Source organism: Novosphingobium sp. GW821-FHT09E05 (assembly GCF_059416165.1).
Map to the genome: position 1 here is coordinate 407,437 of NZ_JBWKOQ010000001.1, position 20,190 is coordinate 427,626.

Consider the following 20,190-nt stretch of genomic DNA (forward strand, 5'->3'; position numbering starts at 1 on the left):
TCGCTTGCGTAACGCGGCTTTACGGCGCCGCAAAGCACAAGTTTACGGCGCCATCTGGTTTGCCAAGCGCCGCAACCGCGCTATGGGGAAGCCGCGCGCGCCCGTAGCTCAGCTGGATAGAGCACGAGCCTTCTAAGCTTGGGGTCACAGGTTCGAACCCTGTCGGGCGCGCCAGTTTCTATTTCTCCTGCGCGAACCAGCGTTCCGGCGCCGGATGCGGTTGCGGCCCTACGATCGCCAGCGTGTCAGGATCGTAGAGGAAGCCGCCCTTCATCACGCCTGAGATCTTCGTGGTGTTGGTGATGTCCGCCGCCGGATCGGCGTCGAGGATGACGAGGTCGGCGTACTTGCCGGGTCCAAGCTGCCGACGTCGGCCTGATGGCCGATCACTTCGGCCGAGCCGATGGTCGCCGCATGCAGCACTTCCATGGGGGTGCCGCCGCCCGAGGCCAGCGCCTCCATTTCCCAGTGATACCCGAGGCCCTGGATCTCGCCGTGGCTGCCGACGCCGACGAGGCCGCCGGCGCGCTGCACCGTGAGCGCGTCGCGGGCGAAGCGCTGGTAGGTCTCGCCTTCGCCGGGCAGCCAGCGGCGGTTGCGCAGCTTCGAGGCAGCGACGCCGGGGGGCACGAAATGGGCCCAGCGCGGATCGCGGTCGGGCCGGCGCTCGCGGATGAACTGCGCATAGGCGCCGCCGCCGCCGTAGAGCACGCCGATGGTGGGCGTGTACGACATGCGGCTGCGGGCGATGAGCTGGATCACGTCGTCGTGGAGCGGGCTGATCGGCAGCGCGTGCTCGTTGCCGGAATAGCCGTCGAGCGCGTGGGTGAGGTCCATGGTGAGGTCGGCGGCGCCCTCGGTGGTGGGCATCATGCCGAGGTCCTTCGCCGCTTCGATCACGTATTGCCGCACCGCCCTGCCGCCCGTCATGTACTGCTTGATGTTGCGGGTGCCGTAGTAGTCGCGGTAGCGGGTGAGGACGTCGATGGCGTCCTGCTTCGACGCTATGTTGCTGTTAACGAACACACCGGGGCCGGTGGACCAGGCGCGGGGGCCCGGGGTCATGCCGGCGTCTATCATGTCCTGGTAGACGAAGGCGTCCCAGGTGAACGGCTGCGGATCGAGGCCCGAGGTGACCCCGTAGGCGAGGTTCACCGCGAAGTCCCAGTGCGCGGTGTCCTGAATCGTGCGGCGGATCTCGAACCAGTGGGCGTGGGTGTCGACGAAGCCGGGGACGATGAACTTGCCCGCGACGTCCCGGATCTGCGCCCCAGCCGGGATGGCGACCGAACCGCGCGGACCCACCGCGAGCACCCGGTCGGCGGAGACCACGACGTCGGCGTCGCGGATCGTCTCGGGGCCGGCCATCGGGTAGACGGTGGCGCCGCGCAGGACCTGCACGCCCTGCGGCACGAAGCGCGGCACGGTGATCTCGACCCGGTGGGTTTCGGCGGCGGCTTCGGCCGCTCCGGGGGCGGATGCGGCGGCCGTGGCAGCGGCGATGCGGCGCCAGGTGGCGCCGAGCGACCAGGCGAGGGTCTTGCCGTCGTCGCTCCAGTCCATGAAGTCGGCGCCGATGCGGGTCAGCTTGCGCGCGGCGATCGCGGGCGCGTCGAGGTCTATCGTCGGGGCCTGTGCGCCATTGGCGGGCGGGATGTCGACGAGGTAGAGTTCGGAGGCGGCGCGGGCGAGGACTTGGCGACCGTCGGGGCTGAGGCGCAGGTCCTGCACCGGCGTCGGCACGCCGACGTACTGCCCCATGTTGCGCGCGACGACCTTGACCTCGACTTGCGCGGACCCGCCGGCGAGCGGCACCGAGGACAGCCCGGCTGGCGCCAGGAACCACACGCGTGCGGTGTCGGGGCCGAGCTGGAGCGAGCGGGCGCCGAAGGCATGGGCGACGAGGCGCGGCTCGCCTCCCGAAGCCGGCAGGGTGACGATGTCGGTCGGCCGGGCGGGGTCGATCTCGCTGACGGTCTGGAGGCGGTCGAACTGGCTGGCGCGCAGGAAGGCGATGTTGCGCCCGTCACGCGTGAAGCGGGGCTCGGTGTAGTAGGCCGGCGCCTTGGTCAGCTGCCGGGGCTTGCCGCCGCCGGCGGGGATCGTCCAGACCTGACCGCCATCTTTCGCGGTCCAGGTGACGTAAACGAGGGTCCTGCCGTCAGGCGACCAGCTGGGCTGGAAGGCGTCGGCGGGGACCAGCTTGCGCGGGGCCCCGCCGACGAGCGGCTGCACGTAGAGCGCGCCGAGTGCGGTGAAGGCGAGGGTCTTGCCTTCGGGCGACTGGCGCGGGCCCTGGATGATGCGGGCGCGGACCGGGCCGTCGTCCTGCTTCTGCGAGACGCGGGTGAGGGGCCCCATCGCCTGGTCGACCTGGGCGGTGAAGGGGATCGGCGCGACCTTGCCGCTGGCGACGTCGAGCCGGGCGATGCCGCCGTTCAGGCCCAGGACGATGGATTTGTCGCCGGGCGCGAACGTGAAGCGCGGGGTGAGGTCGGCGTAGTAGCCGCCTTCCTGTGCGTCGTGGTCGATCCTGGCGGCGATCCAGCGGTCCTCGCCGGTGACGAGGTTGCGCAGGCGCAGGCCGGTTTCGGCGCCGTTGCGGCTGGCATAGGCGAGCAGCGTGCCGTCATGCGACAGCGCGGGATGCAGGGCGCCGCCGGGCGCGCTGACGGCGATGTCCTCGGCGCCGGTGCGCAGGTCGCGGCGGGCGATCTGCCAGTTCGGCGGGTCGTCCTCGGTCCAGGTGTGGCCGAGCTTGGTGGAATAATAGAGGAAGTCGCCGTCCGCCGAGACGGCTGCGCCGAGCGCGTTGTGGCGGGTGTCCCAGTTGGCGGGGGAGCCGGCCTCGGTGATCCGGATGCCGGCGCCGCCGTTCACGTCGAACAGGAACAGCTCGAAGGCGAGGATGGGCCGCGTCATGCGCGAGGCGTAGACCTTGGTGCCGTCGGGCGACCACGCGGGCGATGACCAGACTTCCATGCCGGTGTCGCGCGACAGCTGTTTCAGGCCGCTGCCGTCGAGGTTGGCGACCCACAGGTTCATCGCGCCCGAGCGGTCGGACAGGAAGGCGAAGCGCTTGCCGTCGGGCGAGAACACCGGGTTGCTCTCGAAGGCCATGCCGGTGAGCACGGGCCGCGCGGCGCCGCCTGACTGTGCGTCGAGGGCGTAGATGTCGCCGAGCAGGTCGAACAGGATCGTCCGGCCGTCGGGCGACAGGTCGAGCTGGGTCCAGGTCGCGGTCGTCGCGGTGAATTGCAGCGACCGCGTGGGCTGGAGCGTGAGCGTTTCGTCTGCCGCGTGAGCGGGGACGGAAAGAGCCAGCAGGCCGGCGGCAAGGAGGGCGCTCGAACGCATCAAGGGTCTGTCCTGGTTGCTGGGGCCATCGGGCGTAACGGAAAATCGCCCGGTCGTCCCCGCGCGGGTGGGCGACGAGGATTTTTGGTTCAGGGTGAGGTCGGCGAATTCAAGGTGGCTCTTGCAATAGTACGGCGGCGGGCCCTTCTCGAGACCCCGCCGCCGATCGCATCACATCGTCCAGTCTAGCTTCACGCCGATCGTGCGCGGGCGGATGATCGAACCCGCCGGGACCGCCTGCGAGGTGAACGGCGCGTTGAGCACGCCGAACTTGTCGAACAGGTTGTTGGCGAAGGCCATCACGCGGATGTTTTCGCCCAGGCCCATCGAGGCGCGCAGGTCGAATACCGAGAAGCCGCCGCGCGTGGCGTCGTTGCCGAAGGCGACGGGCGCCTTCGAGAGGTAGCGGTGCGCCAGCTCGATGCTCGGCGCGCCGGGGGTATCGACCATCTCGAAGCGCACGTTGCTGGCGACCGACCACTTGGACGAGCCCGGCAGCGTCGTGCCCGATCCATAACCGCCGCCCAGCGCGAAGGTATCGGGCAGGAACTTGCTGAGGCGGCCGTCCTGGTAGGTGACGTTGGAGCCGAAGCTGATCATGCGGTTGGCCTGGACGGAGCCAGCGAACTCGACGCCGTCGATCTTGGCGCCGCCCGCGTTGGTGACGTAGGAGTAGTAATAGGGCGCGTCGGTGAACAGGCGGGCCTGGATGTCGTTCCACTCGATATGGAAGGCGGCGAGGTCGATGGTCAGCACGTTGTCGAACAGGCTCGCCTTCACGCCGGCCTCGTAGTTGTCGACCGTGTCGCTCTTGTAGCTGGTGGGGATGCCGGTGAGGATCGCCGCGTTGGGGTTCGGCCCGCCTTCACGATAGCCCTGCGAGTAGGTCGCGTAGGCCAGCAGGTCCCTGCTCGGGTGCCACGAGACCGAGACCTTGGGGGTGAAGCCGTCTTCCTTCTGCTTCACGCCGAAGCTGGAGGCGACGGTGGTGTAGCTGCCGGGCGCCAGCGAGCCGGGGGCGTTGGTGATCTCGGCGCTGTTGCGGGTATTGTAGTAGCGGCCGCCCAGGGTGAACTTGAAGTCGGTGGCGAACTCCCACGAGATTTCGCCGAACACGCCGAAATTCTCGTTCTTCGTGTCCGAGAGATAGCCGTAGATCGCGTCGTCCGGCGCGATCAGGCTGCCGGGATTTCCGCCGTAGAGCGCGGGATTGGCGTCGATGAAGGCCGCCGCGCCGCCCTGGTAGATGCGGTCGTCGCTGTGCTTCCTTGCCTTCATGTAGCTGAAGCCGATCAGCCACTGGACCGGGCCGTCGCCGATTGAGGCGAGGCGGGTTTCGAACGACTTGATGTTGGCATGGGCATCGCCGAGCGAATAGGCCGCGTCGTCGCCGGTGGTGACGCCGGTGACGTAGGGGTAGGGATAGGAGAACACCGTGGTGTTGTTCTTCGCCGTCACCGCGCCGATCACGGTCAGGGTGGCGAAGGGCAGCTCCTGGTCGACGCGCAGGCTGTTCATCCAGAAGTCGGTCTTCTGCGGCTCGGCGCGCGGGGTGTTGCGGATGTAGGGATTGTCGAGGTCCAGGTAGGTCTGGTCGTCGAGCTTGGTGTCCTGGTAGGTCGACATGTAGGTGAGCGTGGTCGTCTCGGTCGGCGTCGCGACGATCGAGCCGCGCAGGCCGCGCGTGCGGTAGTCGCTCGAGCCGTTCACGCCGATGCCCGGGTTGTCGAGGTAGCCGGCGTCGACGCGCTGGAGCGCCATTACGCGCACCGCCAGCTTGTCCTGGATGATCGGCACGTTGACCATGGCCTTGGCGGCGTAGTTGAGCTGGCCCGAAGCGTTCTTGGTGCTGCCGACGAGGCCCTGCGCAGCGGCGTCGATCTTCGAGGTGTCGGCGGTTTCGGCCACGTAGTTCACCGCGCCGCCGAGGGTCGAGGTGCCGAACAGCGTGCCCTGCGGCCCGCGCAGTACTTCGACGCGCTTGAGGTCGAAGGTGTCGATGTCGGGAATGCCGATCGGGAAGCCGGGCTCCACCAGCGGCACTTCGTTGAGGTAGTAGCCGACGGTGGTCTGGCCCTGCTCGTGGTAGGTGGTGGCGGCGATGCCGCGGATCACGACCTCGGAGATGCCCGGCTGGTAGTCGTTGAAGACCACGCCCGGCAGGCGGGTGATGTAGTCGGCCAGCGAGTTGGCGTTCATCGCCTTGAGCTGATCGCCGCTGACCGCGCTGATCGGCATCGGCACGTCGCTGATGCGCAGTTCGCGCTTGGTCGCGGTGACGATGATGTCGTCCTTGGCAACGGCGTCCGCTGCGGCATCCTGCGCCATGGCGGGCATCGCAATGCCCAGCCCGAGAGTGGTGGAAGTGAGTATCGCAGTTCGGAACAAGGTCTTCATTGGTCTAACCCTCATGTTTTCGGAGCGAACGCGCCTCATGGGCGGTCCACCCTCGTTTGATTGTCACCGGCTTTTTGCTGCCGGCTTCCCTGACTTCCCCCGGCCCCGCGCTTCGGCGTGATCCGGGAAATTCCCTCGACTGCGCTCGTCCCGGCGCGTGCCGGTCGCGGCCTAGTCCTGGGCGAGCGCTTCCTGCGGGAGGCGCTGCGCGTTCATGCGTGTCATCCACCCGGCCAGCGCGTCGTCGCCGGTGCCGGAGATGAGTTCGGACAGCGCGGTCAGCGTCTCGTCCTGGCCCAGCTTGAAGCTGACCCAGGTCGAACGGACCGCCGCGCGGAAAGCGATGATGCGGCCCAGCATCGGCTCGACGCGGGGACCGGCGCGCTCGATCGTCCAGGGATCGGGCAGGCCGGCCTCCATGGCGTCCGACAGGCGCACCACCGACTCGAGCGTCTCGTCCTCCACAAAGGCGACATCCACCTCGATCGCCGCGACCGCGTAGTTCCAGGTCGGCACCCACACCGGATTGCTCACCAGCGAGGGCGACATGTAGCCGTGCGGTCCCGAGAACAGCACCAGCGCGCGCGGATCGGCGCGCAGGTGCGCGACCTGCGGGTTGGCGCGCGAGCAATGGCCGAACAGGCCTGCGAGTTCGCCCGCGTCGTCGGTCTCGGCAAGCAGCGGCAGCGGGATCGCCTGGAAGCGCCCCGCGCGCGCGGAGACCAGCCATGCGAGCGGATGCTCGCGGATGAGCTGCAGCAGGTCTTGCGTCGTGCCTGACGGGAACTTCATTCTCGCACTGTCGCGCCGAGCGGTCGCCCCTTCAATCGGCCAATTTTGAAAGAATAGCGGGTCCAAGCGGGGCCAGTGCGGCGTGCCTGCCCGTCAATCCGGGACGGCCATGTAAACGGGCGTTCATCCGTCGGCGGAAAAGGCGTGGATCGGCAGCAATGCGGCGCCCAGCGTGATCGGCGAGCCGCGCAGGCCCGAGGCCTGCACGGGCGGCCGGCGGTCCTTGACGGTGGTGACGAGGTCGGCCCCGTGCAGCCGCTGGGCCAGTCCCTCGAGGATGTCGAGGGGCAGGGTGCCGGCCAGCACGATGGCGCCGGGGTCCAGCCAGGCGAAGGCGGTGTTGCAGACCACCTCGAGCTGGCGGGCCGCCCGGTCCATCCAGGCCTCGATCACCTGGCGCTGGTCCCCGGCATCGGGGTCGATCTCGCCCACCGAGGAGACCGGGCAACCCCCGCTCCGCAGCGTGGAGAGGAGGTCGAGCGGGCTGGGGCGCGGCCGGTCGCCGGGGAACAGGCAGCCGATTTCGCCGGCGACGCCGAACTGCCCGCGCACCAGCCGCCCGTCGACGATCACCCCCGCGCCGATGCCGTAGCCGAGCAGCAGTACCACCACGGTAGAGAAATCGCGCATCAGCCCGCCGAGGTAGAACTCGGCGATGGCGGCGACGTTGGCGTCGTTCTCGATCCACAGCGGCCAGCCGAGTTCGGCGCTGAGGATCTCGCGCAGGGGTGTGCCGCGCCAGCCGGGCATGTCGTCCACCACGCTCCAGCGGTCGTTGCCCGGACCGAGCGAGGGGCCGGGCACCGCGACGCCGAGGCCGAGCATCCGGCGGCCGAGCAGGCGGTGCTCGTCCACCAGGTCGTGCGTGATCCGCCGCACCATCCGTGCGAATTCGCGCGGGTCGATCGGCGGAATCGCCTCGCTGCGGACGGCGATGGTCGCGCCGGCGAAGTCGACCAGCGCGATGTCGAGCATGCCCTTGTGCGCCGTCGCCCCCACTGCGTAGCCACCCTGCGAGGCGAGGCGCAGGGGGATCGCCGGACGGCCGCGGCCATGCACCTCGGCGTCCGGCACTTCCTCCAGCACCCCCAGCGTCAGCAGTTCGCGCGAAAGCCGGGTGAGTGCCGTTCCGCTGATTTCCAGCCGCAGCGCCAGCGCCGATCGCGACAGCGGGCCAGCCTTGCGCAGTTCATGGATGATGCGCCGCTGGTCCTTGTCGAACGAGGATATGTGCATGTCCGGCCTCCGGCACGAGCGGCTACCGCGCTTTATTTATTTTCACAACAATAATTAAAAATGTCATGTTGAGCGACCAGAGGCGGCCTCGTCGCCGCTTCGGCGGCACCGAAATTCATGAGGGGCCACCATGCTCAAGACCGTTCTCGCCACCGGAACCGCGCTTGCCGCGATCTGCACCGTCGCCGCGCCTGCCTATGCGCAGAGCGCCGCTCCCGCCGCTCCGGCGGCCGAAGACACCGCCGCGCAGGGCGACGACATCATCGTCACCGGCTCGACCCGCGCCCAGCGCCGCTTCGACGTGTCCTATGCGATCAACACGGTGTCGCAGGAAGACTTCGAGAAGATCGCGCCGGTCAACTTCGCCGACCTCATCGGCCAGCTTCCCGGCTTCCAGACCGAGATCACCGGCGGCGAGGTCCAGAACATCTATCGCATCCGCGGTCTCCCCAACGACGGCGGCTTCGTCAGCTTCCAGCAGGACGGCCTGCCGCTGTTCCACGAGAACGACGGCGTGTTCTTCCGCGGCGACGCGATCCTCAAGCCCGACCTGATGACCCAGCGCGTCGAAGTGGTGCGCGGCGGTCCGGCGCCGGTCTATGCCAGCTACTCGGGCGCGATCATCAACGCCATCACCGTCGAGGGCACCGACACCCCGCGCGGCAAGGTCCAGGTGACGCTCGGCGACACCGGCCTCTACCGCCTCGACGCCTATCAGGCGGGCAAGCTGGCCAAGAACACCTATTACGCGGTCGGCGGTTTCCTGCGCCAGCACGACGGCTACCGCGACAACGGCTTCCCCAACGACAAGGGCGGCCAGATCCGCGCCAACATCAAGCACGAACTGGACAACGGCTTCGTCAAGCTGAACGTCAACTACGTCAACGATCACAACGTCTTCTACCTGCCGATCCCGACCAACGACCCGCGCGATCCGAGCAAGTCGCTGAACCAGTACATCGACTACTTCGAAGGCACGATGAACTCGCCCGCCTTCCGCAACGTCAATCTCAAGTACCGCGACGGCAACGGCGTGATCCAGAGCCGCAACAGCGACCTGTCCGACGGGCGCCACATGCAGATGCTGAACTTCGGCGCGCAGTACGAAGGCGACTTCGACGGCTGGCTGGTTTCCGCCAAGGCCGGGTACACGCAGGGCAAGAACGACTTCACCGCGTTCTACTCGACCACCAACCCGGCCGACGGCACCACTTTCGCCAACAGCTACCTGGCCCGCGCGCGGACGGCGTTCGGCGCGGTCGACCACATGGGTTACGTGCTGGCGGGCACCAACACCGTCTACGATCCGTACGCGGCCTCGGGCCTCGTCATGCAGGGCCAGTACCGCGACATCCACTCGAAGTTCTATTCGGGCCAGGCCAACCTTTCGGTCGCCCGCAAGTTCGAGACCGGCATCGGCAGCCACGACATCAAGCTGGGCCTCTACGGGAGCCTCTACGGCGAGGACAGTCGCACCCTCTACCAGAACTACCTGATCGAGGTGGCCGGCAAGCCGCGCACGCTCGACCTCGTCGCATACAATGCCGCCGGCACCGCGATCGGCACCGTCACCGACAACGGCGTGCTCAACTATGCCGCCACGCTGAGCCAGGGCGATTCGGACGCGAAGATGTTCGCGCTCTACGCCAACGACACCTGGGAGATCGTCCCGGGCCTGCGCATCGACGCCGGCATCCGCCACGAGCGTTACAGCTACAAGGGCTGGGCGGCGCTGACCGAGGCCGCGAACCTGGGTGACACCACCACGCTCGCCGACGACAGCACCCGCGCCTTCACCGGCGTTATCCTGAACCAGAAGCTGAAGCCCAACGTCACCAACTGGACGGTCGGCGCGAACTACGACTTCTCGTCCAGCATCGGCGTCTACGGCCGCGCCTCGCACCTCGAGACGCCGCCGAACGTGCAGACGGTGATGAGCATCAACCCGACGATCATCACCACCGTGGCCGACCAGTTCGAAGTGGGCCTGAAGCTCGCCTCGGGCCGCTCGTACCTCTACGTCACCGGGTTCTACACCAACTTCGACCCGCTCAACGCCTCGTTCCTCGCCTATGACCCGACCACGGGCCGCAACGACGTGAACGTGCCGTTCGTCGGCGAGGCGCAGGTCAAGGGCGTCGAGTTCGACGGTGCCTGGTCGGTTACGCCGTGGTTCACGCTCAACGGCGCGCTGACCGTCAGCGATCCCAAGTACAAGAGCTTCCAGAGCACCACCGGCGCCGATCCGGAGCAGGTGGAAGGCAACCAGATCGTCCGCCAGCCCAAGGTCTACGGCAACATCCGCCCCAGCTTCGATTTCACCACCGGCGAGACGGACGTGTCGATCTACGGACGCTACACCTACATGGGCAAGCGCTTCGTCGATCTCTACAACAACACTGCGCTGCCTTCCTACGGCACGGTCGGCGCGGGCGTGACGCTCCGGCGTGGGACGTGGAACCTGCAGGTCGTCGGCGACAACCTGTTCAACGCCCATGGCCTGACCGAAGGCAACACCCGCACCGACTCGCTGGCCGGACAGGGCAGCGCGGAGGCGATCTACGGCCGTCCGATCTTCGGCCGCAACTTCCGCCTCGTCATCGGCAAGTCCTGGTGATGCGGAGCGGCCCGGCGCGCATGACAGCGGTGATGTTCGCGGCGACGGCGCTCTCCCTCATGGCTGTCCCGGCTTCGGCCGGGACGGCAAGGGACACCGTGGCGGAGGCGCTTTCGGCGCGGCTGTTCCCGCTGCTGGACACGCTGGGCCGCAATCCCTCGGCGATGAATGCGCTGCAGGCCCGCCCGGAAGTCGCCGCCATGCTGCGCGCGCGGTACGACCGGCGCGTGGCCTGCGGATCCGACCTAGGCTGCGCGGCGCAGGCGATGGTGTGGACCGATGACGAGGCGCAGGTGCTTGCCGCCGCCGTCGCGGGCGGAGGCGCGGACGATGGTCCCGCTGCCCAGGCGCGGCGCGAGATCGCGGGCATAAACGTGATCGTGCGCACTTATGGCCTCGGCCAGGTGCCGGGCTATCCGCAGATCGACGGCGCGGGCACGGTAGACCCTCAGGAGATCCGCGCCCGGCTCCAGGCGGCGGCGTGGCTTTCCCAGACCGCGCGTGCCGGTTCGGCGCAGGCGCTCGACCCCAGCGTGGAGTTCGCGCTGGCCCTGCTCGACGGCAGCGACCGCACCGACGCGATCGGTTTCGAGCCGCTGCTGGGCGGCCTCAACGCGCCGGCCCTGAAGCGCGCGAAGTCGCTGGACTGGAAGCGCTGGCGCTACAGCGCGATGATCGTCACCGGCGTCGGCCCCGAAGTGTCCGACATGGCGCTCAGCCCTTTCGGCAAGTACCACCTGCGCCTCGCCGCGCAGCGCTTTGCAGCCGGAGACGTGCCGTTCATCATCGTCACCGGCGGCCGTGCGCACCCGCGCGCCACCCGTTTCGCCGAGGCGCAGGAGATGCGCGCCGCCCTGATCTCGCGCTACGGTGTTCCGGCAGAGGCCATCGTCATCGAGCCCTATGCCCGGCACACCACCACCAACCTGCGCAACGCCACGCGCCTGCTGATGGCGATGGGTGCGCCGCTGGGCAAGGACACCATCGTCGTGTGCAACCCGGGCCAGAGCGCGGCGATCGAAAGCCCGCAGTTCGTCCAGCGCAACCTGGCCGAACTGGGCTACGAGCCCGGCAAGGTGGGCGCGCGCGTCTCGCCCACCGAGCTGGAATTCCGCCCATCGCCCCTCTCGGCGCGCATCGACCCGCGCGATCCGCTGGATCCCTAGAACCGGAGACATCCCATGCGTTCCGTCCTGCTCGCCGCCATCGCCGGCCTCGCGCTCGCTCCCTCCGCCGCCTACGCCTGGGGGCAGACCGCCCACGCCGTGATCGACCGCGCCGCGATCGAAGCGATCCCTGCCGACGGCCCGGTGTTCCTGCGCAAGTACGAGGACTACGTCGCCGCCTCGGCCACCCAGCCGGACGCCTGGCGCGGGGATGCGGAGAACTTCTCGAAGATCGAGGAAGACCCCAACCACGGCTGGTTCCGCGAGCAGTTCACCTTCGTGAAGCCGATCCCGCGCTCACGCTACGAATTCGTGCTGGCGCTCTACAAGCACTACGAGAAGATCAAGGACACAGACCCCGCCACCGCCGCGCGCACCAACGTGCGCTGGACCGGCACGCTGCCCTATGCCGCGATCGAGGCCTACGACCGGATCGTCGTCTGCATGCGGCAGGTCCGCGCCGCGCAAGGTGAGGGCCGCGACGCCTCGGTGCCCGAGCAGAACTGCGCTTTCGACGTGTTCCGCCTCGGCCACTACATCGGCGACGGCGCCAATCCGATGCACGATTCGGTCAACAGCGACGGCTGGCGAGGGCCCAATCCGCACGGCTACACCAACGACCGCACCGTCCACGGCCGCTTCGAAAGCCAGTTCGTCGACGGCATCGGCCTGACCGTGAGGGACATCGCGCCCCGCATCGGCGCTCCCGGCCGCAAGCAGGGCGACATGTTCGAAGCGGTGCTCGCCTATCTCGACCATTCGGGCGACAAGATGGAAGCGGTCTACAAGCTGGAGCAGCGCGCCGGTTTCGCGGACTTCACCGACAAGGACGTGCGCGAGATGGTCTACGAACGCACGAGCGCGGGTGCCGCGATGCTGCGCGACATGCTCTGCCGGGCCTGGGCCGAGAGCGCCGCGCCGCCCGCGAAAGTGGTGCCTTCGCCGCTCGACTTCGCCAACCCCAGGTTCAATCCCGAGACCGGCTCCGCGCCGGACTGATCGGGTCGCCGCGCCCCGGTGCTTGGGCGCGTGTTCCGGCGTCCAAGCGCGGCGAGCACGCCGGCATGGCGGCCATGGCCGATGTCGAAACGGCGCAGCAGCACGATCGCGCCGAGGCAGCCGGCAAACGGGACGCCAAGGCCCAGCGCGACCATGCCCGCTTGCACCGATGCGCTCTGCCCCATGCCCGCCGCATAGCCCAGCCAGCCCAGCGACCAGCCGATCAGCGCGGTCGATGCCGCGCCGCTCGCCTTCACCGCGACGAGGTAGGCTGCGAACAGCCCCGTTTCCAGCCGCCGGCCGTGCTTCCAGGCGACGAAGTCGACGGTGTCCGCCAGCAGCCCCCAGGGCAGCATGAACACGCTGGCGAAGCCGAAGCCGATCAGCGCCGCGCAGAACGGCAGGGCCTCGGGCCAGCCGAGGCACAGGCCGAACGCCGCGATGCCCAGCGCGCTCACACCGTGGCCCATGGCGAGCAGGCGGCTCTTGTCATGGCGGCCGGTCAGCGCCGTCCACGCCAGCACGCCGACGAACTGACCCGCCGTCACCGCCAGCAGCAAGGTGCCGACGAGATCGGGGCGGCCCACCACGTATGTCGCGACGTAGAGGATCATGCGCCCGAAGGTCGGGATCGCGAAGCCGGTGACAAGCGCCAGCAGTCCCATGCCGAGCACCAGCGGGTTGCCCAGCGGCACCGCGATGCCGTCGTGTGCGTCCGCCGCCGCCGGCCGGTCGGCGCCGCCGCGCGAAGTGAGGGCGCAGAGCACCATCGTCAGCGTGAACAGCGTGGCCGCGATGGCGCCGGTGGTCGCCAGCGCGCCGAAGGCCCGCTCGCGCGCGGCCTCCTGCACCAGCGGCGCGAGCACCGTGGCGACGGCCAGCGAACTCGCGGTGCTGAACAGCAGCCGGTAGCCCGAAACCCGCCCGCGCGCACGGCTGTCGGTGGTCATCTGCGCCATCAGCGCGTTGTGCGGCACGTCGATCACCGCATAGGCGCCGCGGAACACGAGAAGCGACAGGGCGAGCATCCAGCCGTGTTGCACATTCCATGCGGGCATCGCGTAAAGCGCGGCGAAGGCGGCCGCGCAGGGCAGGGCGCCTGCCACCACCAGCCAGCGATAGCCGCGTCCCGAACCGCGCAGGCGGATGACGAGCCGGGCCGCCAGCAGGTCGAAGATCAGGTCGCCCGCCAGTGCGACCAGCATGAGCGTCCCCGCCGCCGTGGCCGAAAGGCCGAGCAGGTCGGTGAGCAGGAACAGGATGGTGAGGTCGGCGCCCGCGAACACCAGCGCCTTGCCGAAATTGCCCGAGGAATAGGCGAACAGCCGCCCCTCGCGCGCCAGCACGGCGAGCGCGCCGGTTCCGGGAACGGACGGGACGGTATTCGAAGAAAGCAATCGCATGTCTCACGCCGGCAAATGTGAGCACCCTGACCCAAGGCTCGGCGCCTAGGGCCGGAGTGTTTCACAAATGCGACGGTGCCGGGATCAGGGTCCGCTGACGACCGTCCCGTAGGAGGCGGGCGGCGACTGCTTCATGGTGGCGAGCAGGTCCTCCATCGGCGCCTGCGGCTCGCGGATGCCGCCGCCGGTCGGGCGGTCAATGTCGAGGATCAGGAGATACGACAGCGTCACGAGTGCCAGCAGCACCGCCGTTGCCGTGCGCCTGGGCGAGCGCGACATGACATAGCCCAGGATCAGCGCGGAGATCACCATGTAGACCAGCAGCACCACCAGCACGCGCGGGGGAACGTGCGCGCGCCGGGCGGCGACGCGCGCGGCGCCTTCGTCGATGGTGGTGTTCATGGCGTCGACGAACGTGGAGGACACCTCCAGCCCCCGGATCGGCCGGATCGCCGCGACGGTCTGCGTCCAGAGCCGCTTCTGCAGCGTGTCGGACCGGGCGAGCAGGCCGAGCTGGCGCTTTCCGGGCGGCGCTTCGGCCACGGCCAGGCGATTTTCGGTGTAAGCGCGCAGGGTCGCGCTCAGCTGCGAGCGGTGGGGTTCGTCGAGCAGCTGGGCGCGCAGGTAGGTGGTGCCGATGGCGTTCGCCTCTTCGAGCACCAGCGCCCGCCTGCCGTCGTAGCGGTCGACCGCGAGGGCGAAGGTGAAGCCGAGCAGCAGCGCCAGCAGGCCCAGCGCGCCGGAGACGATGTAGCCCTCGTGCGTATCCTCCTCATCGTCGGCGTCCACCGAGTCGGGGGTGCGGCGGCGGCGGATCATGATGCCCACCTGCATCGCGCCCCACAGCAGCAGCAGCAGGCCGATGCCGATCAGCGGTATCGGCGTCTCGGCGAAAATGCGCCCCGTGAATGCGTCCATCCGGTTTCTCCCTAAGCGATGCGTGTCGCGATGCTGGCGAACAGCGCGACGCCGGCCAGCGACATGATGAGCGCCATGACGAGCACCGGGCGGTTGATGCGGAAGGCGTCGGTCCGGCTCAGTTCGCGCAGCGTCGTCCAGTAGCTGATCGTGCCCAGCACGATGGCGGCGGTGCCCATGGCGGCAAGGAACAGGCCGATGCGCTGGGGACTGTCGGCATGGGGTTGTCCGGGCGCCGGCGGGATGCTGTCGAGGAACTTGTAGATCGTGAACCCGAAGCTCAGCATCGACAGCGAGGTGCGGATCCAGGCCATCAGCGTGCGGTCGGCGGCGAGGATGGTACGCTGTTCGCCGAGGTCCTTCGGCATCATCGGCGGTCTGGTCATGATGCAGCTTTCTCCCTCATGTGTCCACCTCGTTGGTCTTGCGGAAGACCTCGATGTCGCGGCCGAGGAAGAAGCCGAGGCCCGTGCGGATCGCGGCGATCGAGGCGAGCTGGCCGATGTCGTTCCAGGTCGGCGCGACGGCGGTCTCGATGATGTCCGCGCCCAGCGCGAACTCGAGCGCGAGCAGGATCGAGGTCGCGAATCCGACCCAGATCTCGCGCGCGGTGGACGTGTCGAGGCGACGATGCAGGCAGGCGCTCGCCAGCTGCACGATCGCGCGCGCGCCGCCGACGAGCACGATGAAGACCACGACGAACTCCAGCAGGAGAGCGGCGTTTTCCGCCATGTCCTTCAGCCAGCTTTCCATCGCGCTTCCCTCGTTGCGGCGAGGACAGCATGGGGCCTGCGGGCGGGATCGGTGCATCGGCAATTTCCCTTAGGAACAGGGCGCCGATTGCCTAGGAACGCCGCTTTGGTCTGGGTTCGTGGGTTGCCGTACGGCCTGCGGGAAAGGGCGCATGGCCGGGGGAAGAAACGGCCGGAACTGGGCAATAACCCCGATGGGATCGCCCGCGCCAAGGCCGATAGTCGCACGGACCGAAAGCCGCCGACGGCGCCAGGCGAGGAGTGTTTCATGGCTTCCAGGATTACAGGCATCTGCATGGTCGCCCTTGCGGCGATGGCGAGCGGGGCCGGGCAGGCCCAGACCGCCTCCAAGACCCCCGCCGCGACCAGTCCTGCGACCCCCACCCCGACGGTAGAGCCCGAGGCGCTGGCGGCGATGGACAGGATGAGCGCCGCGTTGCAGGCGCTGCCGGGCTTCACGCTGACGTCCGACGTCACCACCGAGAAAGTGCTCGAGACCGGCCAGAAGCTCCAGTTCGGCGGCAGCGTCGAGGTGGCGATGCACCGGCCCGATGCCTTCAGGATCGTCGCCAGTTCCGACATCCAGCACCGCGAGTACTACTTCGCGAGCGGCAAGTTCACGGTGCTGGAACCGCGCCTGAAATACTACGCCAGCGCCGATGCGCCCGGGACCATCGGCCTTGCCCTGGACAAGCTCAAGACGACCTACGGCATCGAACTGCCGCTGGCCGACCTGTTCACCTGGGGCACCGACCAGACAATGCGCTCGCGGGTGAAGTCGGGCTACGCGGTCGGGCCGGAGACGATCGGCACGCGCACCTGCGACCACTATGCGTTCCGGCAGGAACTGGTCGACTGGCAGATCTGGATCGACAAGGGCGCGGCGGCGCTGCCCTGCAAGATCGTCATCACCGCCACCGACGATCCCTCGATGCCGCAGTACACCGCGCTTCTGAACTGGGACACTGCGGCGGTGCCCCGGGCCGAGGACCTTGCCTTCGTGGCCCCCGCCGGGGCCCACAAGATCACGCTGGCGAAGCAGTCCGGCCAGCCTTCCGCAGGAGACAAGCAGTGAGCCCACTTCGTTCGCGCGGCATCGCCGCGGTCGCATCGCTGGCCCTCGTCGCCGATCCGGTCGGGGCCGGGCTCGCGGGTATCTCCGCGCTCGTACTGGCAGGCGCCGCGCTCGCCCCGGTGCCGAGCGAGGCCGCGCCGCCGCGCAAGGGCGGAGGGGGCGCCCGTGCGAAACCGGCATCGCGTCCCTCCGGCGCGGGCCGGGCGGCAGGCGGAGGCGCACGCCCCCCCGCCGGTGGCGGCGCGGGCCGCCCCCCCGTGCGCGGCGGATCGACCAGCAACATCAACCACAACAACCGCCACAACACGAACGTCAACGTCAACAACGTCAACGTGAACCGCAACGTCAACGTGAACAACAACGGCTACCACGGCGGCGGCTACTACGACCATTACGACGACCACTGGGACGATCACTGGCACCCGGTCGCTACTGCCGCGACGGTCGCGGTGACGGCGGCGGTGGTCGGCTCGATCGTGCGCAGCGTGCCGCCCAGCTGCTCGACGGTGATCGTCAACGGTATCAGCTACTCGCAGTGCGGCAGCACCTGGTATCAGCCGCAGTATTCGGGTTCCTCGGTGCAGTACGTCGTGGTCAACCCGCCGCGCTGAACGCGGCGGGTCTCTCCCCGCGAACGCAAGAATAACCCCGGTCGAAGGCCTCGACCGGGGTTATTCTCGCCTCGACTGGCCAGGCTCCGCCGCCGCGCTCAGAACGAGGCCTGGAGCACCAGCGCGGGGCCTTTCAGCTTGTAGCGGATGCGTCCGTTCCAGCGCTCCTTCTCGATGCCGACACGGTAGTCGACATAGCGATAGGCGGCGCCGATCGAGACGTTCTTCAGGATCGCATAGTTCGCCCCGGCCTGGGCATTGATGAGCCGGCCGTCGTAATCGTCGATCTTGAGCGAGAGATAGTCGACGCGCCCGTTCAGTTCGAACCGCGGCGCGACCTTCCAGGTACCGAAGACGCCCAGCGTCGGCAGCGGCGCCAGGACGTCGCGCTTCCGGCTTTGCGCCTGCGCGCCCTGGCCGCCGGCGGAACCCTGTCCGGCGATCGAGAAGTCGAATTTGGTGACGTGGGCGCCGAGCGCCGCGCCCAGTTCGAGGTTCGGTTTGCGCACGATCGCGTATCCTACCGTCAGCCGGTAGATGTCGCTTTCGAAGCCGCTGCGAAGATGCGCGGCGAGGGGATAGGTGACCCCGTCGAAGGTGATTTCGCGCGAGAGGTCGATCTGGCCGGTCCGCTTGAGCTTGAAGTAGTCGGCGCCGACGATCACCCGCCCGAAGCGTCCCCCGGCGGTGACCGAGGGCAATATCTCGTCCTTGTCGAGATTGAGGTCCTTCTCGAAGTCGATGTCGGTGCCGACCGTCTGGTTGGGGCCGTTGACGGCGACCCGCACGTTGGTGTCGATCTTCGGATAGAACGCCATGACGCTCAGCCAGTACTTGTTGTCGAGCGTCTGCGCCTGCGCCGGCGCGGCAAGGGCAAGGCCGGCAGCGACCGATACGCCAGGGAAGATCGCCCGCAGCAGCGTACGGCGCCGCGCCAAGATCACTCGCGGCATCGTTCCCGGCTTGTCCTGTACCATCGTCTGCTCCTGGATTGCGTGGCGTTTCCCATCCGGGATTAGGGTCAACGGGGCGCGCGGCGTATTGGGATTACCCAGCAGGATCACTAAGCATAAACCCTGAGCGCCGGGAGGCCGGGAGGCGGCGGGGTTAAGCCCTGTTAAAGGGAATCGCAGTAAGGCCACCGCATGACCCGCCGTATCCTCCCCCGACGTTCGCAGCGACGCGCCGTTGCGATGGCCGTCCAGTGCCGCACCCAGAGCGGTCTGCGCGACGACGGCGAGATTTCGGACATCTCCTCGGAAGGCTGCTGCCTGCGCATGCGCGGCCTCTATTTCCGCGTCGGCACGCGCCTCATCATCCGGCCCCAGGGGCTGGAGGGCATGCCCGGCGTCGTGCGCTGGATCCGCGGCGACCTCGCGGGCGTGGAGTTCGACCGCCCGCTCTACGGCCCGGTTCTGGATCACCTCGCCAGATCCCACGCGATTCCCCAGATGGCATAACGTCGCCCCTGCGAATTCTCGTTCGCCGAGGCCGAAAGTTCTGGCCAAGCCCGGCTACCCCTCCACACTCCCGATCACATACGACCGGCGCGTCCAGCGCCGGCGACCGCACAAGCATCGGGAGAGAGCGCTTGGCACTATCGACTGGCCCCGTGAGCGAGGCCCCCAACCACCCGCTCGCCGTCCGCATGGGCGTGATCGCGGGCGTATCGCACAACATGGTGATCGGCACCGTCATGGGTTCCTTCGGGCTCATGCTGGCCTCGGTCGAGCAGCGACTCGGCGTCAGCGGAGAGCAGGCGGCGGCGGGCATCCCGCTGGTTCTGGTCGGCTCCTCGGTGCTGGCGCCCTTCGTGGGCGTTCTGATCGCCAGGGTCTCGCTGCGGCTGCTGCTGCTGATCGGCGCGCTGCTGACGGTGGCGGGTTACCTGACGCTGGCCTTCACGCACAGCTACGCGCTTTACCTTGTCGCCTATGGCCTGTGCTTCGGGCCGGCGATGAGCCTGGCCGGATCGATCGGCCCGGCCACGCTGGTGACGCGCTGGTTCAGCCGCAACCGGGGGCTGGCGCTCGGCATCGTCCACCTACCCGTGGTGATCGCGGTGGTGCCGTGGACGCTGGAGCGGGCGCTGTCGGTGACGTCGGCCTCGACCATCTATCTCGTCATCGGCGGGCTCTGCGCGGCGCTGATGCTGCCGCTGGTGCTGCTGGCGGTCGACCACCCCCCGGGACAGGCCGAGACGCTCGCGCCCGAACCCAGCGAAAAGCGCACCGCCGACGGCTCGTTCAGCGTCGGGCAGCTGCTGGCCCGCCCGCGCTTCTGGGCGATCTCGCTGGCGGCGGTCGCCAGCATGACCAGTTCGGTGCTGCTCGGCTCGCTGCTGGTGCCGATGGGCATGTCCTGGGGCTTTACCCGGCCCGAGGCAGCGCTGCTGCAGTCGATCATGTCGCTGGTGGGCATCGCCGGCTCGATCCTGTTCGGCTGGATCGCGGACAAGCTCGGCGGCGGCCGCTCGCTGGCGCTGATCGGCTTCAACTGCGCGGTTCTCTGGCTGATCCTGCTGCAGCACCCGCCGTTCTGGATCGCCGCCGTGGTCATCGGCCTCATCGGCATGCACGGCGCGGGCGCTATCCCGACGCTGGGACGCGGACTGTCCGACGCTTTCGGGCAGGCCAGTTACAGCCGGGGCTTCGGCCTCAACACCCTGATCGGCCTTCCGTTCATCGCCTTCGCGGTGGTCGGCTCGGCGCGGGTGTTTTCGGTGACGCGCAGCTACGACGGCGCGATTCTGGCGATGTGCGTGTTCTTCGTCGTGGCCATCGTGCTTGGCATCTATGCCGCGAGCGGCGCCAGGACGAAGGAACCGCTCGCGGCGGCGGCCTAGCTTGCAGGCGGGGCGACGCGCT

Annotated in this window: 15 protein-coding genes, 1 tRNA gene and 1 pseudogene; 8 read left to right on the forward strand and 9 right to left on the reverse strand. The window is 68.6% G+C overall.

The annotated features are described in order from the left end of the window. Positions 1 to 97: 97 nt before the first annotated feature. Positions 98 to 174: transfer RNA gene (locus tag AC07M9_RS01935), tRNA-Arg, on the forward strand. A 99-nt stretch (positions 175 to 273) separates the two neighbouring features. Here the strand turns inward: AC07M9_RS01935 and AC07M9_RS01940 are convergent. From AC07M9_RS01940 to AC07M9_RS01955, 4 genes are all read right to left on the reverse strand, one after another. After that, complete coding sequence (locus AC07M9_RS01940; protein ID WP_494880871.1) at positions 274 to 3,357, reverse strand: amidohydrolase family protein; 3,084 nt, start codon at positions 3,355 to 3,357, stop codon at positions 274 to 276. A 171-nt stretch (positions 3,358 to 3,528) separates the two neighbouring features. Then, on the reverse strand, positions 3,529 to 5,754 hold the full coding sequence (locus AC07M9_RS01945) for a TonB-dependent receptor (RefSeq protein WP_494880873.1): 2,226 nt from the start codon (positions 5,752 to 5,754) through the stop codon (positions 3,529 to 3,531). Positions 5,755 to 5,925: 171 nt separating this feature from the next. After that, on the reverse strand, positions 5,926 to 6,546 hold the full coding sequence (locus tag AC07M9_RS01950; protein ID WP_494880874.1) for an FMN-binding negative transcriptional regulator: 621 nt from the start codon (positions 6,544 to 6,546) through the stop codon (positions 5,926 to 5,928). A 123-nt stretch (positions 6,547 to 6,669) separates the two neighbouring features. After that, positions 6,670 to 7,782 carry an ROK family protein gene (locus tag AC07M9_RS01955; protein ID WP_494880875.1) on the reverse strand — a complete coding sequence of 371 codons (1,113 nt, stop codon included), beginning with the start codon at positions 7,780 to 7,782 and terminating at the stop codon, positions 6,670 to 6,672. Positions 7,783 to 7,912: 130 nt separating this feature from the next. Between AC07M9_RS01955 and AC07M9_RS01960 the strand changes: the two genes are divergently transcribed. From AC07M9_RS01960 to AC07M9_RS01970, 3 genes are read left to right on the forward strand one after another with little or no spacing between them, the layout of a single operon-like run. Next, positions 7,913 to 10,399 (forward strand): TonB-dependent receptor, encoded by a 2,487-nt coding sequence (locus AC07M9_RS01960; protein WP_494880877.1) that lies wholly within the window; start codon positions 7,913 to 7,915, stop codon positions 10,397 to 10,399. Between the two features lie 20 nt (positions 10,400 to 10,419). Beyond that, positions 10,420 to 11,565: a YdcF family protein gene (locus tag AC07M9_RS01965; protein ID WP_494880879.1), complete on the forward strand. Its 1,146-nt coding sequence runs from the start codon at positions 10,420 to 10,422 to the stop codon at positions 11,563 to 11,565. A 15-nt stretch (positions 11,566 to 11,580) separates the two neighbouring features. Further along, a complete protein-coding gene (locus AC07M9_RS01970; RefSeq protein ID WP_494880881.1) occupies positions 11,581 to 12,564 on the forward strand; it encodes a phospholipase C/P1 nuclease family protein in 984 nt (327 codons plus the stop codon). A gap of 89 nt (positions 12,565 to 12,653) precedes the next feature. On the opposite strand, the pseudogene AC07M9_RS01975 reads toward AC07M9_RS01970, so the two are convergent. The 4 genes and pseudogenes from AC07M9_RS01975 to AC07M9_RS01990 all read right to left on the reverse strand — a co-directional run. Next, a pseudogene (locus AC07M9_RS01975) lies at positions 12,654 to 13,967 on the reverse strand (MFS transporter); the annotation flags it as partial. Positions 13,968 to 14,051: 84 nt separating this feature from the next. Continuing rightward, positions 14,052 to 14,885 (reverse strand): bestrophin-like domain, encoded by an 834-nt coding sequence (locus AC07M9_RS01980; protein ID WP_494880883.1) that lies wholly within the window; start codon positions 14,883 to 14,885, stop codon positions 14,052 to 14,054. A gap of 11 nt (positions 14,886 to 14,896) precedes the next feature. Further along, positions 14,897 to 15,271, reverse strand: a complete 375-nt coding sequence (locus AC07M9_RS01985) for a YidH family protein (protein WP_494880885.1) — start codon at positions 15,269 to 15,271, stop codon at positions 14,897 to 14,899. Positions 15,272 to 15,287: 16 nt separating this feature from the next. Continuing rightward, positions 15,288 to 15,638: a DUF1622 domain-containing protein gene (locus AC07M9_RS01990; protein WP_494880887.1), complete on the reverse strand. Its 351-nt coding sequence runs from the start codon at positions 15,636 to 15,638 to the stop codon at positions 15,288 to 15,290. Positions 15,639 to 15,905: 267 nt separating this feature from the next. Here AC07M9_RS01990 and AC07M9_RS01995 point away from each other — a divergent pair, with 267 nt between their 5' ends. Together AC07M9_RS01995 and AC07M9_RS02000 are read left to right on the forward strand one after the other, a co-directional pair. Next, positions 15,906 to 16,712, forward strand: coding sequence for a DUF2092 domain-containing protein (locus tag AC07M9_RS01995; protein WP_494880888.1), 807 nt, complete (start codon positions 15,906 to 15,908; stop codon positions 16,710 to 16,712). After that, positions 16,709 to 17,323, forward strand: coding sequence for a DUF6515 family protein (locus tag AC07M9_RS02000; RefSeq protein ID WP_494880890.1), 615 nt, complete (start codon positions 16,709 to 16,711; stop codon positions 17,321 to 17,323). The genes AC07M9_RS01995 and AC07M9_RS02000 overlap by 4 nt, the downstream gene beginning before the upstream one ends. A gap of 98 nt (positions 17,324 to 17,421) precedes the next feature. On the opposite strand, the gene AC07M9_RS02005 is transcribed toward AC07M9_RS02000, so the two are convergent. Next, on the reverse strand, positions 17,422 to 18,300 hold the full coding sequence (locus AC07M9_RS02005; protein WP_494880892.1) for an outer membrane beta-barrel protein: 879 nt from the start codon (positions 18,298 to 18,300) through the stop codon (positions 17,422 to 17,424). A 168-nt stretch (positions 18,301 to 18,468) separates the two neighbouring features. Between AC07M9_RS02005 and AC07M9_RS02010 the strand changes: the two genes are divergently transcribed. Together AC07M9_RS02010 and AC07M9_RS02015 are read left to right on the forward strand one after the other, a co-directional pair. Next, entirely contained in the window at positions 18,469 to 18,783 is a 315-nt protein-coding gene (locus AC07M9_RS02010; RefSeq protein ID WP_494880894.1) for a PilZ domain-containing protein, read from the forward strand. Positions 18,784 to 18,914: 131 nt separating this feature from the next. Next, complete coding sequence (locus AC07M9_RS02015) at positions 18,915 to 20,168, forward strand: MFS transporter (protein WP_494880896.1); 1,254 nt, start codon at positions 18,915 to 18,917, stop codon at positions 20,166 to 20,168. Positions 20,169 to 20,190 lie beyond the last annotated feature (22 nt).